A 15,503-nucleotide genomic window follows, 5' to 3' on the forward strand; every position below is an offset into this window, starting at 1 on the left:
CATGACCGCCGTGCCCGTCTTCCTCTACCACTCGGTGTCGTCCGACCCGCCGTCCTGGATCGCGCCGTTCACGGTCGCCCCGCGGGTCTTCGCCGAGCAGCTGGAGACGATCGCCGACAGCGGTCTGCGGCCGGTGCCGCTGAGCACGCTGGTGGCCGCCCTGCGCGGCGGCCCGCCGCTGCCGGACCGGGCCGCGGTCCTCACCTTCGACGACGGCTTCGCGGACTTCCACTCCACGGTGCTGCCCCTGCTCACGGGCCGCGGCCTGCCCGCCACCCTGTACGTCACCACGGGCGCGCTGCGCGGCCGGGCCGGCGCTCCGGTGGACGGCGTCTTCCCGCCGGAGTCCCGGATGCTGAGCTGGCGCCAGCTCGCCGCGCTGGACGCGGCGGGTGTCGAGATCGGCGGACACACGAGGACCCACCCGCAGCTCGACACGCTGCCCGCCCGCCGGGTGCGGGACGAGGTCGCGGGGTGCGGTCGCGAACTGGAGGACTTCCTCGGCCACCGGGTCGTCTCGTTCGCCTATCCGCACGGTTACTCCAGTCCGGCGGTGCGCGTGCAGGTCACCGAGGCCGGCTGGACGTCGGCGGCGGCGGTGCGCGAGGCGTTCAGCTCGGCGGAGGACGATCCGCTGCGCATCGCCCGGCTGATGGTGCGCGCCGACACGGGCCGGGACCGGTTCCGCCGCTGGACCGAGGGGGCGGCGGCGCCGGTCGCGCCGTTCCCCGAGGGGGCCCGCACCAGGGGCTGGCGCGCCTACCGCCGGATGAGGGCCCGGCTGAACGTGCCGTACCGGGCCGTCTCCTGAGGCGGGGCCGGGGCGGGTGCGTCAGGGCCGCTGCCACACCCGGACCCAGTCCACCTGCATCCGGGCGCTGTCGACCGTGTCCGGGGGCGCCTTCGGCACGCCGACGGCCAGGTTGATCAGCACCTCCATGGGCACGTGCGGGATCCGTTCCGGGGACGTGACCCGGAGGCGTTCGACGTCGTCCACGTACCAGACGAGCCGGTCGCGCTCCCACAGCAGGCCGAACACGTGGAAGCGGGCCGGGAAGTCGACCGGGCCGTAGGTGCCGCTCTGCCGCTCCTCGTCGCCGTCGGGCTCGCGCCAGTGCACGTACATGCTGACCTCCTGGGTGGTGGCCAGGAACTCCATGATGTCGAGCTCCGGCGGGGTGAAGCGCGAGGCGGGCATCATCCAGAAGGCGGGGAACATGCCGGCCTCGGCGGGGATCCTGATGGCGGCCTCGAAGTAGCCGTAGGTGAAGGTGCGCCGCGGCTCGGCGTACCAGTCGTCCCGTCCCGTGGAGATCATTCCGGAGGTCCACGGATAGGTGTGGTCGTCGCTGCCGCGGGTCTCGCGCCGCTCGGCGGTGAGGGTCAGTTCGCCGTCGCCCACCGAGACCTGCTCCGGCAGGTACCACTGCAGTTCGTCGTTGCCGCTGTTGGTGCAGCCCTCCTTGTTCCAGTCGTAGCAGGTGGTCCACGTCCGGTCGTCGAGCTCGTCGCCGTCGAAGTCGTCGCTCATGACGAGCCGCCAGGGGCCGGACGGCGTCGGCGTGACGGCGGACGGCGGTGCCGTCCCGTCCGCCGGCGGGCCGCCGGCGGGCGCGGTGCAGGCGGTGGCCGCCAGCAGCAGGGCCGTCAGCGCCAGTGCCGTCCGCCGGAGGGGCCGGCGGGCGCCCCGCGCGTTCACCGGTCCCGGCCCGCGACCGCGGCCCGGTGGGGCAGCAGGGCGAGGACCGAGGTCAGGGCGGCGAGCACGAGCAGGGACCGGGTGGCGGTGAAGACGCCGCCGAGGAAGAGCACGACGGCCACCAGGGTCGTCAGGGCGAGGCCGAGGACGAGGGTGACGAGGGCGAGTTCCAGGACCGCGGCGGGGTGCCCGGGCCGCCGCCACGCCACGGCGGGCCGCAGGGCGAGCTGGGCCGCGAGCCCGGGGCAGACCAGCAGGAACAGGGTGACGGCGGCCACCCGGACCGGGTGGGCGTCGGGCAGCCCGGTGGCGAGGAGCGCGAGCCAGCCGGAGGCGGCGAGTGCCAGGCGCGGACGTGTCATGCGGTGCCCTCCTCAGTCCGGTGGGGGCGTCACGTAGCGGTAGACGATCGCGTCGCCGTTGTCGTAGACGCGGGTGAAGCCGGGGGCGTCCGACAGCGCGGCCTCCAGCCGCTCGGGGACGTCGGCGGGCAGGGCCCCGGTCACGTAGAGGTTCATGTCCTGGGCCCGGGAGAGCACGACGTACGCGGGCCGTTCCTCGGTGGCGCCGTAGACGAAGCCCTCGACGCCCTCCAGCGGGTCGCGCACCAGCAGCCGCCGGTCGTCCGTCTCCTGGTAGGCCAGCTGGACCCGGCGGTGCTTCTCGTAGTCGAGGTCGAGGTCGGGTACGTCGGCGGTGAGCGTGACGATCGTCGAGCCCGGCGGGGCGTGCTCGATCACGTAGCGGGCGGCGGCGACCTCCTTGAGGGTGTACTGGTTCAGGGCCTCCTTGCCGTAGTAGCCGAAGACCAGCGCCCCGAACATGGCGAGGAGGACGGGGTAGACGGCCAGCGTGCGGCCGACGCGCCGGTCGCCCGAGGGCAGGAGGAGGGCCGCCGCCAGGAACGCGGCGGCGGGCAGGGCGAAGAGGTAGGCCCGGAACAGCATCTCGCCGCCGTAGGCGTTGACGGCGAGCAGCGGCAGCGGGGCCGCGGCCAGCAGGGGGAGGCCGGTGCGCCGGGTCCACCGGCGGACCAGCAGGCCGGCGACGGCCAGCAGGGCGACGGCCGCCGACAGGCCGCGGTCCACCCAGGACAGCAGGATCTGGCCCGGAGCGGCGTCGCCCAGGGCGGCCAGTCCGGAGGAGACGTTCTTGTCGGGCTCGGTGAGGGATTCGACGAGGCTGCTGATGTTGACGGAGATGTACGACCGGGCCACCGTGGCGTCCCAGACGGCGGTGAGGACGACCGCGGCGATCAGCACCGGCAGGGCCAGGCGCCGGCTGCGCCGGGGCAGGGACAGCAGGGCCATGGCGCTGATCAGCATGAGCGGTGTGAGCGGGTGGGAGACCACGATCGCGGCCACGATCACCACGACCGCGACGAGGAGCCCGGGTGGCCAGCCCTCCCGCCGGCGCGGGTCGGGGCGGGGGAGCGCCGAGGACCGCAGCTGCCGGAAGAGCAGGGCGACGACGGTCATGAAGAGCAGGAAGGCGAAGGACTGCGGCGCGAAGTAGTCCTGGCCCACCCAGGAGCAGCTGTAGAAGATCCAGACCGCGCCCCAGACCAGCCGCCGGTCGCGGGTGACGCTGCGGTAGAGCAGGAGCAGCGGGGCGAGCAGCAGGGCGTTGGCGAAGGGCGGCGTCCAGGCGGCGTACCCGACGGACGAGTCGAGGCCGGTGGTCCGCAGGAACAGGGCGTGGAGCTGGAAGAAGCCGGGCCAGTCGTTGTAGACGGAGAACTTGTCGGCGTTCGGCACCTCGCCGCCGTGCCGGATCATCGCGTCGATGACCGCCAGGTGCTTCCACGCCCAGGAGTAGCGCAGGGTCGGGTAGAGCAGGGTGGGCGTGGCGTGGACGAGGGCGATCAGGGCGAGGACGTAGCCGGTCAGCCAGGCGCCGTGGGTGCGGCGGTCGCTCAGGGCCAGGCAGAAGCCCAGGGTGAGCAGGGCGGCGGCCACCCAGAAGAGCGGGGGCAGCACCTGGAGGAGCCCGAGGTCGCGCATCCGGTCGAGGGGGACGGAGCGCAGCGACAGCAGCCAGAGGACGACCGAGAGGGGCAGGACCAGGCGGGCCGCCCAGACCCGGACCGCCTCGGACCGGGTGCGGTGCGGGGCGTCGGCGGGCGGTGCGGGGGCGGGGGTCCCGGCGGGGCCGTCGGCGGCCGTCGTGCGGGCCCGGCGTTCGGGCCCGCTCACCGGAACACGTCCAGGACCTGTTCGGCGGGACCCCACCTACCGCGAAGCCTCGAAAGGGACATTATGGTGCGATTCTAGAACGTCCCCTGTGGGGAGGCCCGTTGGGACGCCGGGCCCGGAAGGGCCGCCGAAGGGGGGAGCGGTGGGACGGCGCGCGGGGAACATATGCCCTTGTTAAGGTGAAATGTGCGCATGCGCCGGCGGCGCGACGGCCCGTCCGCGCGACCGCGCGACGACTCGCAGGCTCGCCGGGAGGACCCGTGGACACCGCGTTCCCCCGGGCCGTACCGGGGGAACGGACCGGTACCGGACGGCCGGGATGGAGCGGCCTCCTCCCCCTCGATCCCAACCCCCTGCTGACCAGGCCCTCGGACCTGGTCCGGGCCCGACGGCTGGCCGGCCTGCTGCGCGGCGGCCCCGTCCGCTACCGCGACCTGCACCGGCTGGAGCGGACCGTCTCCGACCTGCTCGTCTTCCACCTGGACGACCACGCGTCCGCACCCCTCGTCGTCAAGCACCCGCGCAGCCCCCGCGCGGCCGGATCCCTGACCCACGGCTGCGCGGCCCTCCGCGAACTGGCGGAGGACGACCGCGTCGCCGCGTGGCGGCGCCTGCTCCCGTCGGCCGAGGAGCTCCGGTACGACGGCCGGCTGCTGCTCGTGGCCGAGCGCTGCCTGCCGGGCGTCGAGGCCGACGCCCTGCTGCGCCGCGCCCCCGGCCGCACCTGGACCGTGGCCGTCGCCGCGCTCGCCGCCGTCGCCGGCCTGCACCGCGCGACCGGCCGCCCGGAACGCGCCGACCTGCGGACCGCCGACTGGGTGGACGCCCGCCTCGCCGTGCTGACCGACCAGATCCCCTGGTGCGGCGGGCCCCGCGGCGCGCCCGCCGTCCGCGCCCTGGGCGAGCGCCTCCGCACCGGTCTGGCCGGCCGCACCCTGACCGCGGGCCGGACCCACGGCGACTACCACCCCGGGAACATCCTGGTGGACGAGGCGGACGGAACCCCGTCCGGGGTGATCGACTGGGCGGACTCCCTGCCCGACGGCCCGTGCGCCGTCGACTCCTACCTGTTCGTCCTCACCCTGCGGCAGCAGCGCGAGCGGCGGGAGCTGGGGCAGATCGTCGCCGAGGCGGTGCGCCGCGGCGGCCTCCTCCCCGAGGACCGCGCCCTGCTCGGCCACGCGGACGTGCCTCCCCCGCGGCAGGAGCGCGACGAGGCGCTGCTGCCGCTGCTCACCTGGCTCTGGCACGTGGCGGGGAACGCCGCCAAGTCCGCCCGCTACGGACGCAGCCGGCGCTGGGTCGCCGGCAACGTGGTCCCGGTCCTCACGGAGGTGACCCGGTGATGACCGCGGTCGAGGTCCTCGGCCAGACCACCGCGGCGGGCCCCGTGCGGGTCGCGTCCCCCGCCCCCCGCGAGGTCTGGCGGCGGCTCGCCCGGGAGGACCCCGCGACCCTGGTCACCCAGACCCCGGCCTGGCTCGACGCGATCTGCGCGGCCGCGCCCTACGAGGACGCGAGCAGGCTGTACTCCTTCGCCGGCGGCCGCCGGCTCCTCGTCCCCCTCGTGCGGGGGCGCGGCCTGCCCGGGCGGCTGCTCGCCGAGGAGTCCTGGCCGTCCCGCTGGGGGATCGGCGGCCCGTTGGCCCCCGCGGGCACGCCCGACGCGGAGGAGGCCCTGGTCGTCTGGCGCGACCTGGCCCGGCGCCCGGCCCTGCGGACCGGCCTGCGGCTCGGACCGGAGGCCGACCCGGTGTGGGCGTCCACCGCGCCCCCGGACTTCGCGGCGGAGACCCTGACGACGTACGTCCTGGACCTGAGCGGCGGCTTCGACACCGTCTGGGAGCGGCGCTTCCACGGCCGCGTGCGGCGCGACGTGCGCCGCGGCGAGCGGTCGTCCGTCGAGGTGGAGGTTGACCGGCAGGGCCGGCTGGTGCCCGAGTTCTACGGGCTGTACGAGAAGTCCATGCTGCGCTGGGCCGAGCAGCAGCACGAGCCGAAGGCGCTCGCCAGGCTGCGCCGGTCCCGGACGTTCCCCCGCCGGTACCTGGAGGCGGTCGCCGACCGGTTCGGCACCTCCTGCGCCGTCTACCTGGCCCGGGTGGGCGGGGAACCGGCCGCCGGAGCGGTGGTGGTGTCGTACGGGCGGCACGCCAAGTACTGGCGCGGCGCGATGGACCGGGAGCTGGCCCATCCGGTGCGGGCGAACTTCCTGCTGCAGCGGCTCGCGATCGAGGACGCGTGCGCCGAGGGGCGGACGGCCTACGTCATGGGCGACTCCCGCCCGGGGTCCTCGCTCGCCCACTTCAAGGAGGGGTTCGGGGCCGAGGGCCTCCCCTCGCTCCGTCACCGCCGCGAACGCCTCCCGCTCACGGAGGCCGACCGCCTGCTGCGGACCGCGGCGAAACGGCTGCTGCGCTTCCGCGACGCCTGACGGCGGCGGGCCGGGCCCCCGGGTACGGCTCCGGGAGCGAGCCGCGCCCGGGCCTGGCTTTTCCCGGCCGGATAGGCTCTCTGTCGTGGAGTCGCAGGAGATGAAGAGTCGTCGGCCCTGGGTGGTGGGGGTTTCCGGGGCGTCGGGCACGCCGTACGCCGCCGCCGTACTGCGGGGCCTCCTGGCCGCCGGGGAGAGCGTCGACCTCGTCGTGTCGAGGGCCTCGCGGCTGACGCTGCTCGACGAGACGGGCATCTCCTTCCGGGACGCGCACTGGCGCGAGGACCTGGCCGCGTGGCTGGCGCGGGGTGCGGACGGCAAGCCGGACGCCTTCGACGTGGCGGACGCCCTCGGCGACGTGCGGTACTGGGCGGCCGGCGACCTGGCCGCGGGGCCGTCCTCGGGTTCGTACCCGGCGAAGGGGATGCTGGTGGTGCCGGCCTCGACCGCGGCGGTGGCGGGAGTGGCACTGGGGCTCTCGAAGGACCTGCTCCAGCGGACCGCGAGCGTGACGCTCAAGGAGCGGCGTCCGCTGGTCGTCGCCGTGCGGGAGACCCCGCTGAACGGGCAGACGCTCAAGCACATGGTGGCGCTGGACGAGGCGGGCGCCGTGGTGCTGCCCGCCTCTCCGGCGTTCTACGCGGGGGCGACGCACATCCAGGATCTGGTGGACTTCGTCGCCGGGCGGGTGCTCGACGCGGCAGGGGTGCCGCATCGGCTGTACCGCCGGTGGGAGGGAGAGCTCGGTGGAGCGACCCCCCGATCGGATTAGCGCTTCGGGGCGCGCTTCTTCGCGGCGCGCTTCGAGGCGGCGGTCGGCTGGTGGGCACGCGAGCGGTTGGCCAGGTCCTGCAGCTCGCGCATGCGTGCGTAGGCCATCTCGATCGTGTACACGGTGAACACCACTCCTGAAAGATCGTCTTTGATCGTCTAAAAGATTCACAGGGCTTCTTCCCTGTGTACCTTAGATTCTATACCTAAACTCGCGGTATCGCTGGACAATGGAAGGCTTCATACCTATGGACGCCGTGGACAGGCAGCTCATCCAGGCTCTGCGCGAGAACGGTCGTGCCTCGTACGCCGAGCTCGGCCGGCTCGTCGGGCTCTCCGGCCCCTCTGTCACCGACCGCATCAACCGCCTTGAGGCGGCCGGAGTCATCACCGGCTACCGCGCCACCGTCGACGCCGCCTCGCTCGGCCTCGGCGTGACCGCCCTCATCGGCATCTCCCTCTCCGACGCCGCCGACCACGAGGACGTGGCCCGCCGCCTCAAGGACCTCGCCGAGATCGAGGACTGCTGGTTCATCGCCGGCGACGACTCCTTCATGCTCAAGGTCCGCGTCAGCGACGTCGACGGCCTGGAGAAGACGATCCGCCGCCTCAGCGGCACCAAGGGCGTCTCCCGCACCCGGACGACGATCGTGCTGTCCACCAAGTGGGAGAACCGGGTCGGAGAGCTGCCCGAAGAGGCCTGAGAGTACGGTTGGGCACGGCGTAATTCGGAGAAAAGGGAGGCGGCCGTACATGGATGTGGGCCTCAAGCGCGAACTCGAGCAGAAGGTCCGGGACGGTGAGCGGCTGAGCCGTGAGGACGGCATCGCCCTCTACGCGTCCGACGACCTCGCCTGGCTCGGCGGCCTGGCCCACGAGGTCCGGACCCGCAAGAACGGCGACGTGGTGCATTTCAATGTCAACCGGCATCTGAACATGACCAACGTCTGCACCGCCTCCTGCGCCTACTGCTCGTTCCAGCGCAAGCCGGGCGAGAAGGACGCGTACACCATGCGCATCGAGGAGGCCGTGCGCCTCGCGAAGGCGATGGAGAACGAGAACCTCACCGAGCTGCACATCGTCAACGGGCTGCACCCCAACCTGCCCTGGCGGTACTACCCGCGCTCCCTCTCCGAGCTCAAGAAGGCCCTGCCGAACGTCTCGCTCAAGGCGTTCACCGCCACCGAGATCCACCACTTCGAGACCATCTCGGGGATGTCGGCCTCCGACATCCTCGACGAGCTCATCGAGGCCGGTCTGGAGTCCCTGACCGGCGGCGGCGCCGAGATCTTCGACTGGGAGGTCCGGCAGCACATCGTGGACCACCGCACCCACTGGGAGGACTGGTCCCGGATCCACCGCCTCGCGCACGAGAAGGGGCTCAAGACCCCCAGCACCATGCTGTACGGGCACATCGAGGAGCCCCGCCACCGCGTGGACCACGTGCTGCGGCTGCGTGAGCTCCAGGACGAGACCGGCGGCTTCCAGGTCTTCATCCCGCTGCGCTACCAGCACGACTTCGTCGACATGCAGGACGGCAAGGTCCGCAACAAGCTCCAGGCGCGCACCACCATGGCGACCGGCGCCGAGGCCCTGAAGACCTTCGCGGTCTCCCGGCTCCTCTTCGACAACGTGCCGCACGTCAAGGTGTTCTGGGTCATGCACGGCGTGCAGACGGCGCAGCTCGCGCTCCAGCACGGCGCCGACGACATGGACGGCTCGGTCGTCGAGTACAAGATCACGCACGACGCCGACAACTACGGCACGCCCAACAAGCTGGGCCGCGAGGACCTCCTGGAGCTGATCCGCGACGCCGGCTTCCGCCCGGTCGAGCGGAACACCCGGTACGAGATCATCCGCGAGTACCCGGGACCGGACGCCGAGCGGCGGGAGACCCCGCAGCCGATGCGGTTCTGAGCAGGCGCGGCGGAAGGGCCGGTGGGTGCACCCACCGGCCCTTCTCTCATCCCGCCGTGCGCTCCACGGGCCCGGCCCTCACCCGGCCGTGTGCTCCACCGGGATCCACAGCGCCGCCCGCGCCGTCTTCCAGTCCTCCGAGGGGCTGATGCTCATGATCTCGGGGCCCGGCCGGATCGCGTACGGGTTGGACGGGAACCACTGGGTGAAGATGTCCCGCCACAGGTGCTGCACCGCCTCCGGCAGCGGGCCCTCGTTCTCGAAGACCGCCCAGGAGCCGGCCGGCACGTCCAGCACCTCGAACTCCTCCGGCACCTCGGCGTCGCTCACCACCGCGTGCCAGTAGTCCAGTTCGACGCCCTCCTCCCGGCTCTCGCCGAGGTGGACCACGGCCGAGACCACGCCCCGGGGCTCCTGGTCCGAGAGCCGCCCGAGCCGCTCGATCGTCTCCTGCCCGAGGGACCGGATGTGCGCGGCGATCGCCGGGTTCTCCCCCTCGTGGACCAGCGGGACCCGGGCCTTCCGCCCGACGACCCTCAGGTCCTTCTTCTCCACGACCCTGTACCGCATGCTGCTGCTCCCTTCGACGACCAGTCGGAAGGACATCCGCGGCTGGGCGCTGAGCGCGGCCCCCGTGCGGCGGGCCTCGCCGGGCCCGACCCCGTGCACCGCGCGGAACGCGCGGGCGAAGGCCTCCCCGGAGCCGTAGCCGTGGCGCACCGCGATCTCCAGGAGCGTCCGCTCCCCGGCGAGCACCTCGGCGCCCGCGACGGTGAGCCGCCGGCGCCGCACGTACTCGGACAGGGGCATGCCGGCCAGTGCCGAGAACATGCGCCGGAAGTGGTGCTCCGTGGTCGTCGCGATCCGGGCGAGCTCGGCCGGGTCGAGGTCGCCGTGGACCTCGGTGACGAGGTGCTCCTCGATGTGGTCGAGTGCCTGGTTGAGCCGCTCCAGCACGTGGTCCGTCCTTCCCTTTCCTTGCTCCCACCGTAGGAAGAGGCCAGGAGCCCGGACCCGACTTCCTGTGTCCGGTCCTGTCAGGTCAGCGGGAGCAGCATGACGATGTCGTCCCGGTCGTCGCCGGGGGCGACCCGGATCGCGTCGGGGACGCGGCCGACCTCCTTGTAGCCGCACTTGGCGTAGAAGCCGTCGACGCCGGTGCCGCCCCGGCATCCCAGCCGGATCGCCTCGATGTGCTCGAAGCCCTCGGCGGTGCGGGCGGTGTGCTCGACCGCTGCCATGAGGTCGCGGCCGTAGCCCCTGCCCTGGTGCCGGGGGTCGACCATCACGGTGTAGAGCCACACCCAGTGCTGCATCAGGGGGTGGGAGTTGAAGGTGAAGAACGCGGTGGCGGCGATCGCGCCCGCCGCGTCGCGGCCGACGAGGAGCCGTGTGCCGCCCTCGTGCATCGCGACGAGGTGCTTGAGCAGTGCGGGGCGGATCTCGTCGGGAGTGACGGGCGGGACGAAGCCCACCGCGCCGCCGGCGTTGGAGACGTCGGCCCAGAGGGCGAGCACCCCGTCGCGCAGGGCGGGGTCGATCGCCGGATCCACCTCGAAGGTAAGGGTCATGGATCGAGGGTACCTATTACCCGCGGGGGGCTCAAGAGGCCCGCCCCGGGAGCGCGCGGAGGGGCGTGCTTCACTGGAGGGGCGCTTGTCCCGTAAGGGATCTTGGGAACTTTTCGGAACGTCGGAACGGAAGAGTGGGCTGACATGCTCCGCTACACGCTGATGCGTCTCGGCATCTTCGCCGGATGCTTCCTCGCCCTGTGGGGCCTCGTCTACGTGGGCGCGCTGCCGCGCGGCCTCGGCGACTCGAACCTGCTCTGGGTCCTCGTGCTCTCCATCGTCGTCTCCGCCCCGCTGAGCTTCGTCCTCCTCCGCAAGGTGCGCGACCAGGCGAGCGCCGAGGTCGTGGCGAAGGTCGACCGCGCCAAGGGCCGCCTGGCCGCGAACCGTTCCCAGGAGGACGCGCTCTAGAGGCCCTCGCGGCCGCGTGAAGAGCGCGTAAGGTTCGTCACAGAACTGCACAACCCCGGACACCCCGGTCGGAGCTTCCCAGGCTTCCGCCCGGGGTGTTCTGCGTTTCGGAGGCGCGGAGGCGTCCCCGCACCCCAAAGAAGGGCTTTGAGGTTCTCAAAGTTCAAGTGTTAACGTGTTCGCCATGACGACAGCAGTGCGCCCTTCTCATGCCGCGAGCACCCCGCTCGTGGCGCGCCTGCACGTCGATCTGTGCCGCTGTATGTCCGCGGTCTGTTGCCGCGGGGTCTGACCCGGCATCATGCAGCGGCCCGCGTGAAAGCGCGTGTGTGCCGCACCCCCGTCCCGTATTTCCCGATACGCACCTGTGGAGTGTGTCTGTGTCCGCGTCCGCGACCACACCCGAGAAGCAGTCACCGGCTTCCTCGCGCATACCGAAGTTCCCCTTCTGGGCCCAGATCATCGCCGGTCTGGTCCTCGGCGCCCTGCTCGGCTGGATCGCCCGCAGCCAGGACGTCTCCTGGCTGAAGGAGACCCTCGGCCAGGTCGGCGACATCTTCGTCCAGCTCCTGAAGCTGGCCGTCGCCCCGCTCGTCTTCTTCGCGATCCTGGTCTCGATCACCAACCTGCGGAAGGTGAACAACGCCGCCCGGCTCGCCACCCGCACCCTGCTCTGGTTCATGATCACCTCGCTGATCGCGGTGGCCATCGGCCTCGCCATCGGCCTGATCACCAACCCGGGCGCCGGCACCGGCCTCACCCCGCAGGACGGCAAGCTGCCGAAGCGCGAGGGCACCTGGATCGACTTCCTGACCGGCATCATCCCCACCGACGTCATCACGCCGTTCACCGAGCTGAACGTCCTGCAGATCGTCTTCATGGCCGCCGTCGCCGGCATCGCCGCCCTCAAGCTCGGCGACCGGGCCAAGCCGATCCTGAGCCTCTCCGAGTCGGTCCTCGAACTGCTCCAGAAGGCCCTCTGGTGGGTCATCCGCCTCGCTCCGATCGGCACCGTCGGCCTCATCGGCTTCGCCATCGCCGACTACGGCTGGGACCTGATCGGCAAGTACGCGACCTTCACCGCCGACGTCTACATCGGCTGCGCCCTGGTCATGTTCGGCGTCTACCCGCTGCTCCTCGCGACGGTCGCCAAGGTCAACCCGGTCCAGTTCTACAAGGGCGCCTGGCCGGCCATCCAGCTGGCCTTCGTCTCCCGCTCCTCGGTCGGCACCATGCCGGTCACCCAGAAGGTCACCGAGCGCCTCGGCGTCCCGAAGGAGTACGCCTCCTTCTCCGTCCCGTTCGGCGCGACGACCAAGATGGACGGCTGCGCCGCGATCTACCCGGCGCTCGCCGCGATCTTCATCGCGCAGATCTTCGACGTGCAGCTGGGCATCGGCGACTACCTGCTGATCGCCTTCGTCTCGGTCATCGGCTCGGCGGCCACCGCCGGTCTGACGGGCGCGACGGTCATGCTGACCCTCACCCTCTCCACCCTGGGCCTCCCCCTGGAGGGCGTCGGCCTCCTCATGGCGATCGACCCGATCCTGGACATGATGCGGACGGCGACCAACGTCGCGGGCCAGGCCCTCGTCCCGGTGATCGTCTCGGCCCGGGAGAAGATCCTCGACCTCACGGCGTACGAGAACGCCTCGTCGTCCCCGATCGACGACCTCGCCGACACCGCCGGCACCGCCGACACCCGGGAGAAGGTCGCGGCCGCGGCCTGACCCCTCCTGCACCCGCCCCGCGTGCCCCTCGCCCCCGTCCGGGCGGGGGGCACGTAGGCTTTCGCGGGGCAACCAGTGGATCTTGGGAGCAGGGGTGGGCGCCATGGCCGATGGTGCTAAGCGGCGGTTGCCGCGGGCCGTGCGGGAGCGGCAGATGGTGGACGCGGCCGTGCGCTGCTTCGCGCGGAGCGGCTACCAGGCCGCCTCCATGGACGAGATCGCCGAGTCGGCGGGGGTGTCGAAGCCGCTCGTCTACCTCTATCTGCACTCCAAGGAGGAGCTGTTCACCGTCGTCATCCGGCGGGAGGCGCAGGCGCTGCTCGGGGCCGTGGCCGAGGCGGTCGTGGACCGGAACGCACCGCCCGACGAGCGGCTGTGGGCCGGGCTGATGGCCTTCTTCGGCTTCGCCGCCGAGCATCCCGACTCCTGGGCGGTGCTGAGTCGGCAGGCGCGGACGCAGGGCGAGCCGTTCGCCGGGGAGGCGGCGCGGATGCGGGCGGAGATCACGGCGTTCGTCGCGGGGCTGATCGGCGAGGCGGCGCGGGAGGCGCCGGGCGGCGCGGAGATCACCGGGCGGGACGTGGACGCGCTCGCGCAGGCGCTCGTCGGATCCGCCGAGTCGCTGGCGAGCTGGGCCAACGAGACCCCGGGGGTGACGGCGAGGGAGGCGGCCGCGACGCTGATGAACTTCGCGTGGTCCGGTCTCGGGAACCTCATGAAAAGCGAGCGCTGGTCTCCCCGTTGACCCTTACTTGGCAGTAAGGTTACCGGCTGGTCAAGGGAGTTGCACGGTAGGCGACGTACCGGACCGCGGTGGGGGACCGTCGCGGCGTGACCGCGGTTCGTCGACGCACGACCTCAGTTCATCGCGCAGACCGAGGAGCCGCACGTGTCCGTCGTCACCGCACCGTCCGGGAGCGAACCGGTCGAGCCGCACAAGACCCTGGTGGACGGGGTGGTGCGCGAGGTCTCCGTGCCCCCGCTCGTCCCCGTCGTCCGCCGGGGATCGCTCGCCGACCTGCCGTACGACAACGCCCGCCAGGACCCCGGGGCGGTGCTGTTCTCCCGGAAGGACGCCGACGGCGGGTGGTCCGACGTCACCGCCTCCGCCTTCGCCGCCCAGGTCCACTCCGTCGCCAAGGGGCTCATCGCGCACGGGCTGCGGCCCGGCGACCGGCTCGCCCTCATGGCCCGCACCACCTACGAGTGGACACTGCTCGACTTCGCCGCCTGGGCCGCCGGGCTCGTCACCGTCCCCGTCTACCCGACCTCGTCCGCCTTCCAGACCCGCTGGATCCTCCAGGACTCGGGCGCCGCCGCCTGTGTCGTCGAGGACCCCGCCCAGGCCCGGCTGGTCTCCGCCGAGCGGCGGCAGCTGCCCGGCCTCGCCCACCTCTGGGTCCTGGACACCGGCGCCGTCGACCAGCTCCGCACCGCGGGCGCCCGGGTCGCCGACGAGGCCGTCACCGCCCGGCGCGGACTGCTCACACCGGAGACCCTCGCCACCCTCATCTACACCTCGGGCACCACCGGCCGGCCCAAGGGCTGCGCCCTCACCCACGCCAACTTCTTCGCCGAGGTCGACAACGCCGTCCGGCTCCTCCACCCCGTCTTCGTCTCCGAGAGCAAGGACCCGGCCGCCACCCTGCTGTTCCTGCCGCTCTCCCACGTCTTCGGGCGGATGGTCTCCATCGGCTGCGTCCGGGCCCGGGTCCGCGTCGGGCACGCCCCCTCGGTGGAGGGGCAGGAACTCCTGGACGACCTGGCCGCGTTCCGGCCCACGTTCCTCCTCGCGATCCCGTACGTCCTGGAGAAGGTCTTCAACGCCGCCCGCGCCACCGCCGAACGCGGCGGCCGGGCCGCGGCCTTCGACCGGGCCGCCTCGGTCGCCCGCCGGTACGGCAAGGAGACCGCCCCCTCGCTCTCGCTGCGGGCCGCGCGGGCGCTCTACGACCCGCTCGTCTACCGGCGCATCCGGGCCGCGCTCGGCGGCCGGGTGAGGTACGTGATCTCCGGCGGCTCCCCGCTCGGCGCCCGGCTCGCCGAGTTCTTCGCCGGGGCCGGCGTCGAGGTCTTCGAGGGGTACGGCCTGACGGAGACCACGGCCGCGTCGACGGTCACCCCGCCGCGGCGGCCCCGGACCGGCACGGTCGGCTGGCCGCTGCCCGGCACGTCGGTCCGGATCGCCGGCGACGGCGAGGTCTGGCTCAAGGGCGGCCACGTCTTCGCCGGCTACTGGGACGCCCAGCGCGGGGCGGCGGTGCCGTACACGGACGACGGCTGGTTCCCGACCGGGGACCTGGGCTCGCTCGACGCGGACGGCTATCTGCGGATCACCGGCCGCAAGAAGGACATCCTCATCACCTCGGCGGGGAAGAACGTCGCCCCGGCCCCGCTGGAGGACTGGCTGCGCGCCCACCCCCTGGTCGCCCAGTGCATGGTCCTGGGCGACGACCGCCCGTACGTCACCGCCCTGATCACCCTCGACCACGAGGGCCTGCTGCACTGGCGGCGGATGCGGCACAAGGACCACCTGGCGCTCTGGGAGCTGACCCGGGACGAGGAGCTGCTGGCCGCCCTCGGGCGGGCGGTGGAGGACGCCAACCGGCTGGTGTCGCGGGCGGAGTCGATCCGCGACTTCCGGGTGCTGAGCACGGAGTTCTCGGAGGGCTCCGGGCACCTGACCCCGTCCCTGAAGCTCAAGCGCCGGGCGGTGCTGCGGGACTTCGCCCGGGACATCGAGGAGATGTACGAATCCGGGGCGGGCGCCTGAAC

At 72.7% G+C, this 15,503-nt stretch carries 16 protein-coding genes; 10 read left to right on the plus strand and 6 right to left on the minus strand.

Annotated elements, in window-relative coordinates:
• The first annotated feature begins 1 nt into the window (after position 1).
• A complete protein-coding gene (locus ACY0MR_RS21140; RefSeq protein WP_473554689.1) occupies positions 2-811 on the plus strand; it encodes a polysaccharide deacetylase family protein in 810 nt (269 codons plus the stop codon).
• 21 nt (positions 812-832) lie between these two features.
• Here the strand turns inward: ACY0MR_RS21140 and ACY0MR_RS21145 are convergent, their stop codons facing one another.
• Genes ACY0MR_RS21145 through ACY0MR_RS21155 form a run of 3 tightly spaced genes read right to left on the minus strand, consistent with a single transcriptional unit; the run spans position 833 to position 3,894 of the window.
• The gene (locus tag ACY0MR_RS21145) at positions 833-1,699 is read right to left on the minus strand and encodes a glycoside hydrolase family 16 protein (RefSeq protein WP_392866108.1); all 867 of its coding nucleotides are present in this window, start codon (positions 1,697-1,699) and stop codon (positions 833-835) included.
• Positions 1,696-2,061: a hypothetical protein gene (locus ACY0MR_RS21150; protein ID WP_388806683.1), complete on the minus strand. Its 366-nt coding sequence runs from the start codon at positions 2,059-2,061 to the stop codon at positions 1,696-1,698. The genes ACY0MR_RS21145 and ACY0MR_RS21150 overlap by 4 nt, the downstream gene beginning before the upstream one ends.
• A gap of 12 nt (positions 2,062-2,073) precedes the next feature.
• On the minus strand, positions 2,074-3,894 hold the full coding sequence (locus ACY0MR_RS21155; RefSeq protein WP_388806681.1) for a glycosyltransferase: 1,821 nt from the start codon (positions 3,892-3,894) through the stop codon (positions 2,074-2,076).
• A 260-nt stretch (positions 3,895-4,154) separates the two neighbouring features.
• On the opposite strand from ACY0MR_RS21155, the gene ACY0MR_RS21160 reads away from it, so the two are divergent.
• The 3 genes from ACY0MR_RS21160 (at position 4,155) to ACY0MR_RS21170 (ending at position 7,100) form a co-directional block, all read left to right on the plus strand.
• A complete protein-coding gene (locus ACY0MR_RS21160; RefSeq protein WP_388806679.1) occupies positions 4,155-5,240 on the plus strand; it encodes a phosphotransferase in 1,086 nt (361 codons plus the stop codon).
• On the plus strand, positions 5,240-6,328 hold the full coding sequence (locus ACY0MR_RS21165; RefSeq protein ID WP_473554692.1) for a GNAT family N-acetyltransferase: 1,089 nt from the start codon (positions 5,240-5,242) through the stop codon (positions 6,326-6,328). Before ACY0MR_RS21160 ends, ACY0MR_RS21165 begins: the two co-directional genes overlap by 1 nt.
• A 100-nt stretch (positions 6,329-6,428) precedes the next feature.
• A complete protein-coding gene (locus ACY0MR_RS21170) occupies positions 6,429-7,100 on the plus strand; it encodes a UbiX family flavin prenyltransferase (RefSeq protein WP_473561862.1) in 672 nt (223 codons plus the stop codon).
• Here the strand turns inward: ACY0MR_RS21170 and ACY0MR_RS21175 are convergent.
• Complete coding sequence (locus tag ACY0MR_RS21175) at positions 7,097-7,234, minus strand: hypothetical protein (RefSeq protein WP_361852626.1); 138 nt, start codon at positions 7,232-7,234, stop codon at positions 7,097-7,099. The two genes, ACY0MR_RS21170 and ACY0MR_RS21175, sit on opposite strands and share 4 nt — an antisense overlap.
• A 113-nt stretch (positions 7,235-7,347) precedes the next feature.
• Between ACY0MR_RS21175 and ACY0MR_RS21180 the strand changes: the two genes are divergently transcribed.
• Positions 7,348-7,803: an Lrp/AsnC family transcriptional regulator gene (locus ACY0MR_RS21180; protein WP_148005687.1), complete on the plus strand. Its 456-nt coding sequence runs from the start codon at positions 7,348-7,350 to the stop codon at positions 7,801-7,803.
• 49 nt (positions 7,804-7,852) lie between these two features.
• Positions 7,853-9,016: an aminofutalosine synthase MqnE gene (mqnE, locus tag ACY0MR_RS21185; protein WP_361852622.1), complete on the plus strand. Its 1,164-nt coding sequence runs from the start codon at positions 7,853-7,855 to the stop codon at positions 9,014-9,016.
• 78 nt (positions 9,017-9,094) lie between these two features.
• Here mqnE and ACY0MR_RS21190 read toward each other — a convergent pair whose 3' ends face one another.
• Both ACY0MR_RS21190 and ACY0MR_RS21195 read right to left on the minus strand, forming a co-directional pair.
• Complete coding sequence (locus ACY0MR_RS21190) at positions 9,095-9,973, minus strand: AraC family transcriptional regulator (RefSeq protein WP_388806672.1); 879 nt, start codon at positions 9,971-9,973, stop codon at positions 9,095-9,097.
• An 80-nt stretch (positions 9,974-10,053) separates the two neighbouring features.
• Positions 10,054-10,587 (minus strand): GNAT family N-acetyltransferase, encoded by a 534-nt coding sequence (locus tag ACY0MR_RS21195; RefSeq protein WP_404085281.1) that lies wholly within the window; start codon positions 10,585-10,587, stop codon positions 10,054-10,056.
• Between the two features lie 144 nt (positions 10,588-10,731).
• On the opposite strand from ACY0MR_RS21195, the gene ACY0MR_RS21200 reads away from it, so the two are divergent.
• The 4 genes from ACY0MR_RS21200 to ACY0MR_RS21215 all read left to right on the plus strand — a co-directional run bounded on the left by ACY0MR_RS21200 (position 10,732) and on the right by ACY0MR_RS21215 (position 15,501).
• Positions 10,732-10,998 carry a DUF4229 domain-containing protein gene (locus ACY0MR_RS21200; RefSeq protein ID WP_361852615.1) on the plus strand — a complete coding sequence of 89 codons (267 nt, stop codon included), beginning with the start codon at positions 10,732-10,734 and terminating at the stop codon, positions 10,996-10,998.
• A 380-nt stretch (positions 10,999-11,378) separates the two neighbouring features.
• Positions 11,379-12,728, plus strand: a complete 1,350-nt coding sequence (locus tag ACY0MR_RS21205; protein WP_388806668.1) for a dicarboxylate/amino acid:cation symporter — start codon at positions 11,379-11,381, stop codon at positions 12,726-12,728.
• Positions 12,729-12,831: 103 nt separating this feature from the next.
• Positions 12,832-13,473 carry a TetR/AcrR family transcriptional regulator gene (locus ACY0MR_RS21210; protein WP_473554697.1) on the plus strand — a complete coding sequence of 214 codons (642 nt, stop codon included), beginning with the start codon at positions 12,832-12,834 and terminating at the stop codon, positions 13,471-13,473.
• Positions 13,474-13,617: 144 nt separating this feature from the next.
• A complete protein-coding gene (locus ACY0MR_RS21215) occupies positions 13,618-15,501 on the plus strand; it encodes an AMP-dependent synthetase/ligase (protein WP_473554700.1) in 1,884 nt (627 codons plus the stop codon).
• Positions 15,502-15,503: the final 2 nt, after the last annotated feature.

Source organism: Streptomyces sp. JN8, assembly GCF_055808075.1.

Excerpts from the sequence above, each read along its gene's own strand:
- ACY0MR_RS21210 (WP_473554697.1), top strand. The coding sequence starts at position 12,832 with ATGGCCGATGGTGCTAAGCGGCGGTTGCCGCGGGCCGTGCGGGAGCGG.
- ACY0MR_RS21140 (WP_473554689.1), top strand. The coding sequence starts at position 2 with ATGACCGCCGTGCCCGTCTTCCTCTACCACTCGGTGTCGTCCGACCCG.
- ACY0MR_RS21180 (WP_148005687.1), top strand. The coding sequence starts at position 7,348 with ATGGACGCCGTGGACAGGCAGCTCATCCAGGCTCTGCGCGAGAACGGT.
- ACY0MR_RS21170 (WP_473561862.1), top strand. The coding sequence starts at position 6,429 with ATGAAGAGTCGTCGGCCCTGGGTGGTGGGGGTTTCCGGGGCGTCGGGC.
- ACY0MR_RS21195 (WP_404085281.1), bottom strand. The coding sequence starts at position 10,587 with ATGACCCTTACCTTCGAGGTGGATCCGGCGATCGACCCCGCCCTGCGC.
- ACY0MR_RS21165 (WP_473554692.1), top strand. The coding sequence starts at position 5,240 with ATGACCGCGGTCGAGGTCCTCGGCCAGACCACCGCGGCGGGCCCCGTG.
- ACY0MR_RS21200 (WP_361852615.1), top strand. The coding sequence starts at position 10,732 with ATGCTCCGCTACACGCTGATGCGTCTCGGCATCTTCGCCGGATGCTTC.
- ACY0MR_RS21150 (WP_388806683.1), bottom strand. The coding sequence starts at position 2,061 with ATGACACGTCCGCGCCTGGCACTCGCCGCCTCCGGCTGGCTCGCGCTC.
- mqnE (WP_361852622.1), top strand. The coding sequence starts at position 7,853 with ATGGATGTGGGCCTCAAGCGCGAACTCGAGCAGAAGGTCCGGGACGGT.